Source organism: Nonomuraea sp. NPDC004580, assembly GCF_040609855.1.
GTDB classification, from domain to species: domain Bacteria; phylum Actinomycetota; class Actinomycetes; order Streptosporangiales; family Streptosporangiaceae; genus Nonomuraea; species Nonomuraea salmonea.
Genome location: NZ_JBEXLH010000079.1, coordinates 24,220 through 34,692 on the forward strand (window position 1 = coordinate 24,220; position 10,473 = coordinate 34,692).

The window sequence follows — 10,473 nt, forward strand, 5'->3', positions numbered from 1 at the left end:
GATGTCCTAAAGTAGGACCGTTTGTCCGACCTGCTCAGTGGAGGCAGCCGTGCACGTACCCGATGGCTTCTTCAACGCGGTGACGTCCGTGTCCGCCGGCGTCGTGGCCGCCGCCGGCGTCGCGGTGTGCCTGCGTGGCGCGCGGCGCGAGCTCGACGACCGGACCGCGCCCATGGCCGGGCTGGTCGCGGCGTTCATCTTCGCCGTGCAGATGCTCAACTTCCCGGTCGCCGCGGGCACCAGCGGTCACCTGATGGGCGGCGCGCTGGCGGCGATCCTCGTGGGGCCGTACACAGGGGTGTTGTGCATGGCCGTGGTGCTGCTGGTGCAGGGGGTGTTCTTCGCCGACGGCGGGCTGACGGCGCTCGGCGTCAACGTCACCATCATGGGCCTGGTCACCGTGCTCGTCGGCTGGGGCGTCTTCCGGCTGGTGGTGGGGCTGGCCAGGGGCAAGGTGGTGGTGGCGGCGTTCCTGGGCGCGCTGATCTCGGTGCCGGCCGCGGCGCTCGTGTTCACGCTGCTGTTCGCGGTCGGCGGGACCGCGCCGATCGAGGTCGGCGCGGTCGCCGCCGCGATGGGCGGCGTGCACGTGCTGATCGGCGTCGGCGAGGCGGTGATCACGGCCCTGACCGTCGGCGCCGTGCTGGCCGTCCGGCCCGACCTCGTGTACGGCGCCCGCGGCCTGTCCAAGCCGCTGGTCCTGCGCGGCGCCGAGAGCGGGAGCACGGTGGACGGGAGCACGGTGGACGGGAGCACGGTGGACGGGAGCACGGTGGACGGGAGCACGGTGGGCGAGCCGCAGCCGGTGGCCGCCGCGCGCGGCGCGCTCAAGCCGTTCCTGCTCGGCGGCGTCGGCGTGACGCTGGTGCTGGCCGGGGTCGTCTCGTTCTTCGCCTCGGGTGACCCCGACGGGCTTGAGGCGGTGGCCGAGAACAAGGGCTTCGGCGACCAGGCCGCCGACCACCTGTTCGGGACGTGGGCGCTGGCCGACTACGGTGACGTCGGCGGGATCCCCGTCGGCGTCGCCGGGATCATCGGCGTGGGCCTGGTGCTGCTGATCGCCGGCGCCGTCGGCTACGCGGCGCGCGGCCGCGGCAAGTCCTCCGACCAAGTCAAGGTGTGAGACGTGAGCGCGGGGCGCCACCACCAGCTCTACCTGCCGGGCGACTCGGTCGTGCACCGGCTGCCGCCGCAGTGCAAGCTGCTGGCGGTCTTCGCCTTCGCCCTCGTGGTGGTGGCCACCCCGCGCGAGCACTTCTGGGCCTTCGCCGCGTACGCCGTGCTGCTGGCCGGGGTCGCGGCGGCGGCCGGGGTGCCGGCGCCGTACGTGCTGCGGCGGATGGCGATCGAGGTGCCCTTCGTGCTGTTCGCCTTCCTCATCCCGGTGATCGGGCTGGGGGAGCGCACCACGGTGCTGGGGCTCTCGCTGAGCGTGCCGGGCCTGTGGGCGGCCTGGAACATCCTGGCCAAGGCCACGCTCGGGGTGGTCGCGTCGATCCTGCTGGCGGCCACGACGGAGCCGCGGACGATCCTCCTGGGCGCGCAGCGGCTGCGGCTGCCCAGCCTGCTGGTGCAGATCGCCATGTTCATGCTCAGATACCTCGACGTGATCATGGACGAGATGCGGCGGATGCGGGTGGCCAGGGAGTCGCGAGGGTTCGAGGCGCGGAATTTCCGGCAGATCCCGGTGCTCGCGCGGACGGCCGGCGCGCTGTTCATCCGCTCGTACGAGCGGGGTGAGCGGGTGCATCTGGCCATGCTGAGCAGGGGATATGCGGGCAGTATGCCGATAATTCAAGACATGACGGCATCCGTACGCCAATGGGGCATCGCGCTGGCCCTGCCCGCCACCGCCCTCGCAGTGTTGGGACTCACCTGGTGAACTCACTCGAAGTCCGGCAGCTCGCCTACGCCTACCCCGACGGCACGCAGGCGCTGTTCGGCGTGGACCTGACGATCGCCCGCGGCGAGCGGGTGGCCCTGCTCGGCCCCAACGGCGCCGGCAAGACCACGCTCGTCATGCACCTCAACGGCATACTCACCGCCGGGCACGGCACGGTCACCGTGGCGGGCACCCCCGTGCGCAAGGACACGCTCAAGGAGGTCAGGCAGCGCGTCGGCCTGGTCTTCCAGGACCCCGACGACCAGCTCTTCATGCCGACCGTACGCGACGACGTGGCCTTCGGCCCGGCCAACGCGGGCCTGCGCGGCGAGGAGCTGGAACGGGTGGTCAAGGACGCGCTGGAGCGGGTCGGCATGCTGGAGTTCGCCGACCGGCCGCCGCACCACCTGTCGTTCGGCCAGCGCCGCAGGGTGGCGGTGGCCACGGTGCTGGCGATGGCGCCGGAGATCCTGGTGCTCGACGAGCCCTCCTCCAACCTCGACCCGGCCGCGCGCAGGGAGCTGGCGGAGATCCTGCGCTCTCTCGACGTGACGGTGCTCATGGTCACCCACGACCTGCCGTACGCGCTGGAGCTGTGCGAGCGCTCGCTCATTCTCTCGGGCGGCGTGATCGCCGCCGACGGGCCCACGCGCAAGCTGCTCGCCGACACGGACCTGCTGGCCAGGCACCGTCTGGAGCTTCCGTACGGGTTCGCGATCCCCGCCATCTGAACTCCAGGTTGGAGCACCGGTTGGAGCAACCGTCCCTAGATGGGTAAAAACCCTGGGCATAGTTCTTGACGGGGCGTTTGGTACGCGTTTCTGCCCGCCTTGTCCCCCCGTACCCGACTTTTCGTGGTTTGTGCATGCCCGCCATCCGGGGATGTCGAAGTACAGTGGCTCATCGAGGAGGGGCCCAATGAAGCTGCGGCTTGCGCGACACGCCCTGGGTGACGCCGTGGTGGTGGCCGTCGAGGGAGAGCTTGACCTGTTCACCGCACCGTTCCTGCGCGACGAGGTGCGCGACGCCATCAAACAGGACGGCGCGCGGCTCGTGCTCGATCTGCAGCAGCTGTCGTTCATGGACTCCAGCGGCCTGTCCGTGCTCATCGAGGCCTGGCGGCTGGCCACGGGCGAGGGCGGCGGAGTGTCCCTGGCCGCGCCCCAGGCGCCGGTGGCCCGCATCCTGCGCACCACCGGCCTCGACCGCCGCATCAAGGTCTACTCCGACGTCGACACGGCCGTGGGCGAGATTTAGCCGCCCCCGAGTAGAACTTCATTCGGTCTGCGGTTAAGGTCCACGTTATGGACGTGAACGGATCTGCAGCAATCATCTCAGGCGGCGCCAGCGGCCTCGGTGAGGCCACCGCCCGCGAGCTGGCCCGCGCCGGCGCCACCGTGGTCGTCGCCGACCTCAACGAGGAGCGCGGCAAGGCCGTCGCCGACGAGATCGGCGGGGTCTTCGCCAAGACGGACGTCTCCGACGACGAGCAGGTGCAGGCGGCCGTCGACGCCGCCGTGGCCACCGGCAAGCCGCTGCGCGTGGTCGTCAACAGCGCCGGCATCGGCTGGGCCGAGCGGACGGTCAACCGCGACGGCAACCCGCACAACCCGGCCTCCTACCGCAAGGTCATCGAGGTCAACCTGATCGGCACGTTCAACCTCATGCGCATCGGCGCCGCGGCGATCGCCAAGACCGAGCCGGCCGACACCGACGGGCAGCGCGGCGTGGTGATCAACACCGCCTCTGTGGCGGCCCTCGAAGGCCAGACCGGGCAGCTCGCGTACTCGGCCTCCAAGGGCGGCATCGTGGGCATGACCGTGCCGGCCGCGCGCGACCTCGCCGCCATCGGCGTACGGGTGAACACCATCTGCCCCGGCATCATCGACACCCCGATCTACGGCTTCTCGCCCAACGCCGACGAGTTCAAGGCCAAGCTGGTCGCGCCGGTCGTCTTCCCCAAGCGCATGGGCCGCGCCGACGAGTTCGCGCACCTGGTCAGGTCGCTCATCGAGAACGACTACATGAACGCCGAGGTCGTCCGCTTCGACGGCGGCATCCGCTTCCAGCCCAAGTGAGGTCTCGTGTCTGACGAAGTGCTCGTCGAAGAGTCCGGCAATGTGGCCATCCTCACCATCAACCGCCCGAAGTCGCGGAACGCGATCAACGGGGCGGTGGCGCGGGGCATGGCCGAGGCGCTGGACGCGCTGGACGCACGTCCCGACATCTCCGCGTACGTCCTGACAGGGGCCAGCGGCACGTTCTCCGCCGGCATGGACCTCAAGGGCTTCCTGACCGGCGACATGCCCGTGGTCGAGGGCCGCGGCTTCGGCGGCATCACGGAGGCGCCGCCGAAGAAGCCGCTGGTGGCCGCCGTCGAGGGCTACGCACTGGCGGGCGGGTTCGAGCTGGCGCTGTCCTGTGACGTCATCGTGGCCTCGTCGGAGGCCACGTTCGGGCTGCCCGAGCCCAAGCGGGGGCTCGTGGCGGGCGCGGGCGGCATCATGCGGCTGCCGCGGCGCATCCCGTACCACGTGGCCATGGAGATCGCGCTGACCGGCGACCACTACCCGGCGGCCCGCCTGTACGAGCTGGGCCTGGTCAACCGCATCACCGAGCCGGGCGCCGCGCTCGAAGGCGCGCTCGAGCTGGCCAAGAAGATCGCCGCGAACGCCCCGCTGGCGCTCATGGCGACCAAGAAGGTCGTCATCGAGTCGCAGGACTGGTCGCTGGACGAGATGTTCAAGAAGCAAGCCGCGATCGTCAACCCGGTCTTCGGGTCGAAGGACGCGATGGAGGGCGCGGCGGCCTTCGCCGAGAAGCGCGCCCCCCAGTGGAAGGGCGAATGACCCCGGCCCCTCCCGCTTTCCCATGAAACGGGAGGGGCTCGCCTTAGCGCAGACATAGCTCCGCCTGGTTACGGTAAAGAGAGAGGAGACGACTCACCGGGAGAGCGCATGAGCGACTATTCGGGTTCCGCCTTCGAATCCGCCAAGCGCGGCGCCGGAGCCCTGCTGTCCGGCGCCCTGAGCGCGCTCATCGTCATGGTGGTGATGCTCACCGTGATGTGGCTGGTCGAGGGCGTCGACTTCTTCCTCGGCGGCAGCCTCGACCTGGAATACGGCATCGTCGGCTGGGAGCCTGAAGGGCTGATCGGCATCATCTTCGCGCCGTTCCTGCACGTCGGGTTCGGCCACCTGATCGCCAACTCGCTGCCGCTGCTCGTGCTGGGCTTCCTGGCGGGTCTGCGCGACATCCGCAAGTTCCTCTGGGCCACCGTGCTGATCATCTTCATCGGCGGCATCGGCACGTGGCTCACCAGCCCCGACGTCTACACCGTCGGGGCCAGTGGCCTGGTGTTCGGCTACTTCGGCTTCATCCTGGCCCGCGGCCTGTTCGACCGCAGGCTGCTCGACATCGTGATCGCCATCGGCGTCGGCGTGGCCTACTGGGGGATCCTCGCGGGCGTGCTGCCCAACCAGCCGGGCATCTCCTGGCAGGGGCACCTGTTCGGGCTCATCGGCGGCGTGGTGGCCGGCTGGGTGCTGCGGCGGAAGCGTGAGCTGCCGCCCGCCACGACGTACCCGTACCTGAGCTAGAGGTGCGAGGCCGTGTGCTCGGCGGGTGAGGACGACAGCAGGCGGTCGATGTAGGCGAGGCCGACGGCCGAGACCACGAACGCCAGGTGGATGAACATCTGCCACATGATCTTGTCGTTGGGGATCTCGCCGGCCCTGATGAACGTCTGCAGCAGGTGCACCGACGAGATGCCGATGATGGCGGTGGCCAGCTTGACCTTCAGCACGTTCGCGTTGACGTGGGAGAGCCACTCCGGCTCGTCGGGGTGGCCGTTGAGGTTGATGCGCGAGACGAACGTCTCGTAGCCGCCGATGATCACCATGATGAGCAGGTTCGAGATCATCACCACGTCGATCAGCGCCAGCACGGTGAGCATGACGACGGCCTCAGGGGAGGTGCCGTCGGCGGGCGGTGCGGCGTGCAGGAAGACGCCGTCGATGAGGTGCCACAGCTCCAGCGCGAACTGCCAGACGTAGACGGCCTGGGCCACGATGAGACCGACATAGAGCGGGACCTGAAGCCAGCGGCTGGCGAACATGAGGTAGCCGAGGCTCTTCGGCCGTGCGGGTCCCGGGCCGAAGGTGGGGGTGGCGGTCAAGGACGTTCCTCGTCGTGAGTCGGGCATGAGAAGGCCAGCACCGGATCGCCGGTGCTGGCCGATGGGTCGGTGCGGAGCGCCGCTAGAGGCGCTCGACCACGTAGTCGACGCAGGTCGTGAGCGCCTCGATGTCGGCCGGGTCGATGGCCGGGAACATCGCGATGCGCAACTGGTTGCGGCCCAGCTTGCGGTAGGGCTCGGTGTCGACGATGCCGTTGGCGCGCAGCACCTTGGCCACCGCCGCGGCGTCGACGTCGTCGCTGAAGTCGATGGTGCCGACCACCTGCGAGCGGAACTCCGGCGCGGCGAACGGCGTGGCGAAGGACGCCTTCTCGGCCCAGGTGTAGAGGCGCGAGGCGGAGTCGGCGGTGCGGGCGGTGGTCCAGGCCAGGCCGCCGTTGCCGTTCATCCAGTCGAGCTGGTCGGCCAGCAGGAACAGCGTGGCGACCGCCGGCGTGTTGTAGGTCTGGTCCTTCGCGGAGTTGTCGATCGCGACCGGCAGGCTGAAGAACTCGGGCACGTAGCGGCCGCTCGCGGCGATCTCCTCGACCCTGGCCAGGGCGCGCGGCGACATGATCGCGATCCACAGGCCGCCGTCGGAGGCGAAGCTCTTCTGGGGCGCGAAGTAGTAGACGTCGGTCTCGTTGAGGTCGACGGGCAGGCCGCCGGCGCCGGAGGTGGCGTCGACCAGCACCAGCGAGTCGTCGGAGCCGACCCGCCTGATCGGCATGGCCACGCCGGTCGAGGTCTCGTTGTGGGTGAGCGCGTAGGCGTCGACGCCGTCCTCGGCGACCGCCTCGGGGTGGGTGCCGACCTCCGCCTTGATCACGCTCGGCTCGCCCAGCCAGGGCGCCTTCTTGGTGACCGCGGCGAACTTCGAGGAGAACTCGCCGAACGACAGGTGCTGGGACCTGTCGCGGATGAGCCCGAAGGCCGCGATGTCCCAGAACGCGGTGGTGCCGCCGTTGCCCAGCACGACCTGGTAGCCCTCCGGCAGGGAGAACAGGTCGGCGAGGCCCGAGCGCACGCGGCCGACCAGGTTCTTGACCGGCTTCTGGCGGTGGGAGGTGCCCATGAGGCTCGCGCCGGAGGCGGCGAGCGCGGCCAGTTGCTCCGTGCGAACCTTCGAGGGCCCGCAGCCGAAGCGGCCGTCGGCGGGCTTGATGTCAGCGGGAATCACGATGTCAGCCACGTAACGGAGCCTACCGACCTGCGTGGACTGGCTCGTACCGGGTCCGGATTCTGAGACCACCGGCGCGTCGCGCGTCCCAGGAGACCAGAACGGCTACCGCAGGGCCGTGAGGGCCGCGCGGTAGCCGTGGCGGGGGTTCGTACGTGTGTCAGTACTTGCCGGCGACCTCGTCGGCGCCCGGGACCTCGTTCAGGGGGCGAGAGGCCGGGCCGGTGTAGTTGGCGCTGGGGCGGACCAGCCTGCCCGTGCGCTTCTGCTCCAGGATGTGCGCGGCCCAGCCGGCCGTGCGGGCGCAGGTGAACATCGAGGTGAACATGTGGGACGGCACCTCGGCGAAGTCGAGGACCACGGCGGCCCAGTACTCCACGTTGGTGGCCAGCACCCGGTCGGGCTTGCGGGCGTGCAGCTCCTCCAGCGCGGCCTGCTCAAGGGCGGCGGCGACCTCGTAACGAGGCGCGTCGAGCTCCTTGGCGGTGCGCCGCAGGACGCGGGCACGCGGGTCCTCCGCGCGGTAGACGCGGTGGCCGAAGCCCATGAGACGGTTGCCCTTGTCGAGCTCGCTCTGGACGTACTTCTTGGCGTCGCCGAGCTGCTCGACGCCCTCGATCATGTGCAGGACGCGAGCCGGTGCGCCGCCGTGCAGCGGGCCCGACATGGCGCCCACCGCGCCGGACAGCGCGGCCGCCACGTCGGCCCCGGTGGAGGCGATGACGCGGGCGGTGAACGTCGAGGCGTTCATGCCGTGCTCGGCGGCGGAGGTCCAGTAGGCGTCGATGGCCTTGACGTGCTTGGGGTCGGGCTCACCGCGCCAGCGGATCATGAAGCGTTCGACGATGGTCTTGGCCTCGTCGACCCGGCTCTGCGGCACCATCGGCAGGCCGAGCCCGCGCGCGGACTGCGCGACGAAGGACAGGGCCATCACCGAGGCGCGCGCGAGCTGGTCGCGGGCCTCCTGGTCGCTGATGTCGAGCAGCGGCTTGAAGCCGTAGGCCGGAGCCAGCATGGCCAGCGCGCTCTGCACGTCGACGCGGATGTCTCCGGAGTGGACAGGGATGGGGTAGGGCTCCGCCGGGGGCAGGCCCGGCTGGAACGCGTTGTCGACCAGCAGGCCCCAAACGTGCCCGAACGGGACACGGCCGACCAGCTCTTCGATGTCGACGCCCCGGTATCGAAGGGCGCCCCCTTCTTTGTCCGGTTCCGCGATCTCGGTCTCGAAAGCTACGACGCCTTCGAGCCCGGGTTTGAAGTCGGACATTCTCGGCCGCCTCCCTTTCTTGCCATGTTTCGGCAACGCGATGCTGTGCCTTGTCGCGGCCGCCACAGGGGTCTCACAGTCGTTCTCCCCTCGTACGGGTCCGCTATGTTGATGTCGAGATACCGGCGGGTCAATTTAACCCCCTCCCAGGTCATGGTCGGTCTCGGGACCCGCCGTTCGGGCAAACCCGCTGGTCGGAGGCTGCACCGGACTTCGGGGCCGGACACCGGGGGCGACCCGCTGGCAGGCGGCCCCACCATGTGATCCGCCGCATGAGCGCGCAAGAATACCGTCTCGTGGATGCCACCCCGCGCCCGCCCATGCTGGCGGGACTTCGCCGTACGTACGAGGGCGAGCCGCTGCTCGAGTCGGATCTCGCGCCCGACCCGGTCGATCAGTTCACCACCTGGTTCCAGGACGCGCTCGACGCGGGCCTGCCAGAGCCCAACGCGATGGTCCTCGCCACCGCCTCAGCGGGCGGCCGGCCGAGCGCCAGGACGGTCCTGCTCAAGGGTTACGACGAACGCGGATTCGTCTTCTACACCAACTACGAGTCCCGCAAGGGCCGCGACCTGGCGGAGAACCCGCGCGCGTCCCTGCTCTTCCCCTGGCACCCCGTACGCCGCCAGGTCCGCGTCGAGGGCACCGTGACGCGGCTGTCGCACGAGGAGTCGGCCGAGTACTTCTCCTCCCGCCCGTACGGCTCGCGCGTCGGCGCGTGGGCCTCGCGGCAGTCGGCCGTGGTGCGGTCGAGGGAGGAGCTGGACGCCCGCTACGAGGAGCTGGCGGCGCGCTGGCCGGAGGATCCGCCGGTGCCCGACTTCTGGGGCGGTTTCCGTGTCCACCCGATCGAGGTGGAGTTCTGGCAGGGACAGCTCGACCGGATGCACGACAGGCTCCGGTACCGGCGGACCCGACCCGGGTGGGTAATAGAACGACTCGCCCCTTAATGTCTTCCGCGTGGCAATCGGGGACCTGCTCAAACGTCATTTCGTCGACACCCGCCCGCTGAGCGTCCCCGCCTACCGGCGGATCTGGACCGGCCAGGCGGTCTCGCACGTCGGTGTGGGCGTCACCGTCGTCGCGGTGGGCCAGCAGGTCTACGAGCTGACCCACTCCTCGTTCTACGTGGGCCTGCTCGGCATGGCCAACCTGATCCCGCTGGTCGTCTTCGGCCTGTGGGGCGGCGCCATCGCCGACGCCGTCGACCGGCGCAAACTGCTCATCGCCGGGTCGTTCGTGGCCTGGGCCGCCACGCTGTTCATCCTCGTCCAGGCCATGCTCGGCCTCGACGACGTCTGGCTGATCTTCCTCGCCGTCGCGTTCAACTCCACCGGCTTCGCGATCACCGGGCCCACCAGGGGCGCGATCATCCCGCGCATCCTGGACGCCGAGCTGGTGCCGGCCGCTAACGCGCTCAACTCGCTCGTCTACAGCATGGGCGCGGTCGTCGGGCCGATGATCGGGGCCGTCGCGATGACCGGCGGCGGGTTCGCGTCGGCGTACGCGCTGGACGCCGTGCTCTTCACCGCCAACCTGTACGCGGCGCTCAGGCTGCCCGCGCTGCCCCCGCTGGGCGAGGTGACCCGGCCTGGGCTCCGATCCGTGATCGACGGGCTCAGCTTCATCGCCAGGAGCCCGGTGCTGCTGATGTCGTTCGTCGTGGACATCATCGCGATGGTCCTCGCCATGCCCAGGGCGCTGTTCCCCGAGCTGACCGCCGAGCGCTTCGGCGGCTCCGAGCTGGCGCTCGGCTGGATGACCTCGGCCATGGGCATCGGCCCCGTGGCGGGCGCGCTGTTCTCCGGCTGGGTCGGGCGGGTCAAGCGGCAGGGGGTGGCGCTGTCGATCATCATCGCCGTCTGGGGGCTCGATCGCTGATGTGAAAATTGGTGATCGGCTGCAGGCGTGACGAAGGGCGTCCATGGTCGGTGTGTGAAAACTGACTTGGACGCCCTTCTGACCGC

General features: G+C 70.0%; 12 protein-coding genes. 9 read left to right on the top strand and 3 right to left on the bottom strand.

Going from position 1 to position 10,473, the window contains the following annotated elements:
- Positions 1-49: 49 nt before the first annotated feature.
- The 7 genes from ABZW11_RS41765 to ABZW11_RS41795 all read left to right on the top strand — a co-directional run bounded on the left by ABZW11_RS41765 (position 50) and on the right by ABZW11_RS41795 (position 5,481).
- Positions 50-1,123 (top strand): energy-coupling factor ABC transporter permease, encoded by a 1,074-nt coding sequence (locus ABZW11_RS41765; protein ID WP_355430505.1) that lies wholly within the window; start codon positions 50-52, stop codon positions 1,121-1,123.
- 3 nt (positions 1,124-1,126) lie between these two features.
- Positions 1,127-1,882 (top strand): cobalt ECF transporter T component CbiQ, encoded by a 756-nt coding sequence (gene cbiQ, locus ABZW11_RS41770; protein WP_355430508.1) that lies wholly within the window; start codon positions 1,127-1,129, stop codon positions 1,880-1,882.
- Positions 1,879-2,613 (top strand): ABC transporter ATP-binding protein, encoded by a 735-nt coding sequence (locus ABZW11_RS41775; RefSeq protein ID WP_355430511.1) that lies wholly within the window; start codon positions 1,879-1,881, stop codon positions 2,611-2,613. The genes cbiQ and ABZW11_RS41775 overlap by 4 nt, the downstream gene beginning before the upstream one ends.
- A gap of 187 nt (positions 2,614-2,800) precedes the next feature.
- Positions 2,801-3,139, top strand: a complete 339-nt coding sequence (locus tag ABZW11_RS41780; RefSeq protein ID WP_043624827.1) for an STAS domain-containing protein — start codon at positions 2,801-2,803, stop codon at positions 3,137-3,139.
- Between the two features lie 47 nt (positions 3,140-3,186).
- On the top strand, positions 3,187-3,960 hold the full coding sequence (locus ABZW11_RS41785; protein WP_355430515.1) for an SDR family NAD(P)-dependent oxidoreductase: 774 nt from the start codon (positions 3,187-3,189) through the stop codon (positions 3,958-3,960).
- Positions 3,961-3,966: 6 nt separating this feature from the next.
- Positions 3,967-4,731 carry a crotonase/enoyl-CoA hydratase family protein gene (locus tag ABZW11_RS41790; RefSeq protein WP_355430518.1) on the top strand — a complete coding sequence of 255 codons (765 nt, stop codon included), beginning with the start codon at positions 3,967-3,969 and terminating at the stop codon, positions 4,729-4,731.
- A 108-nt stretch (positions 4,732-4,839) separates the two neighbouring features.
- The gene (locus tag ABZW11_RS41795; RefSeq protein WP_355430521.1) at positions 4,840-5,481 is read left to right on the top strand and encodes a rhomboid family intramembrane serine protease; all 642 of its coding nucleotides are present in this window, start codon (positions 4,840-4,842) and stop codon (positions 5,479-5,481) included.
- Here ABZW11_RS41795 and ABZW11_RS41800 read toward each other — a convergent pair.
- The 3 genes from ABZW11_RS41800 to ABZW11_RS41810 all read right to left on the bottom strand — a co-directional run bounded on the left by ABZW11_RS41800 (position 5,478) and on the right by ABZW11_RS41810 (position 8,506).
- Positions 5,478-6,059, bottom strand: coding sequence for a TIGR00645 family protein (locus ABZW11_RS41800; RefSeq protein WP_355430524.1), 582 nt, complete (start codon positions 6,057-6,059; stop codon positions 5,478-5,480). The two genes, ABZW11_RS41795 and ABZW11_RS41800, sit on opposite strands and share 4 nt — an antisense overlap.
- Positions 6,060-6,141: 82 nt before the next feature.
- Entirely contained in the window at positions 6,142-7,251 is a 1,110-nt protein-coding gene (gene serC, locus ABZW11_RS41805; RefSeq protein WP_355430528.1) for a phosphoserine transaminase, read from the bottom strand.
- A 148-nt stretch (positions 7,252-7,399) separates the two neighbouring features.
- Complete coding sequence (locus tag ABZW11_RS41810; protein ID WP_355430531.1) at positions 7,400-8,506, bottom strand: citrate synthase 2; 1,107 nt, start codon at positions 8,504-8,506, stop codon at positions 7,400-7,402.
- A gap of 272 nt (positions 8,507-8,778) precedes the next feature.
- Between ABZW11_RS41810 and pdxH the strand changes: the two genes are divergently transcribed.
- Both pdxH and ABZW11_RS41820 read left to right on the top strand, forming a co-directional pair.
- On the top strand, positions 8,779-9,456 hold the full coding sequence (gene pdxH / locus ABZW11_RS41815; RefSeq protein WP_355430534.1) for a pyridoxamine 5'-phosphate oxidase: 678 nt from the start codon (positions 8,779-8,781) through the stop codon (positions 9,454-9,456).
- Between the two features lie 10 nt (positions 9,457-9,466).
- Positions 9,467-10,387, top strand: coding sequence for an MFS transporter (locus tag ABZW11_RS41820; protein ID WP_355430537.1), 921 nt, complete (start codon positions 9,467-9,469; stop codon positions 10,385-10,387).
- The last annotated feature ends 86 nt before the right edge of the window (positions 10,388-10,473 follow it).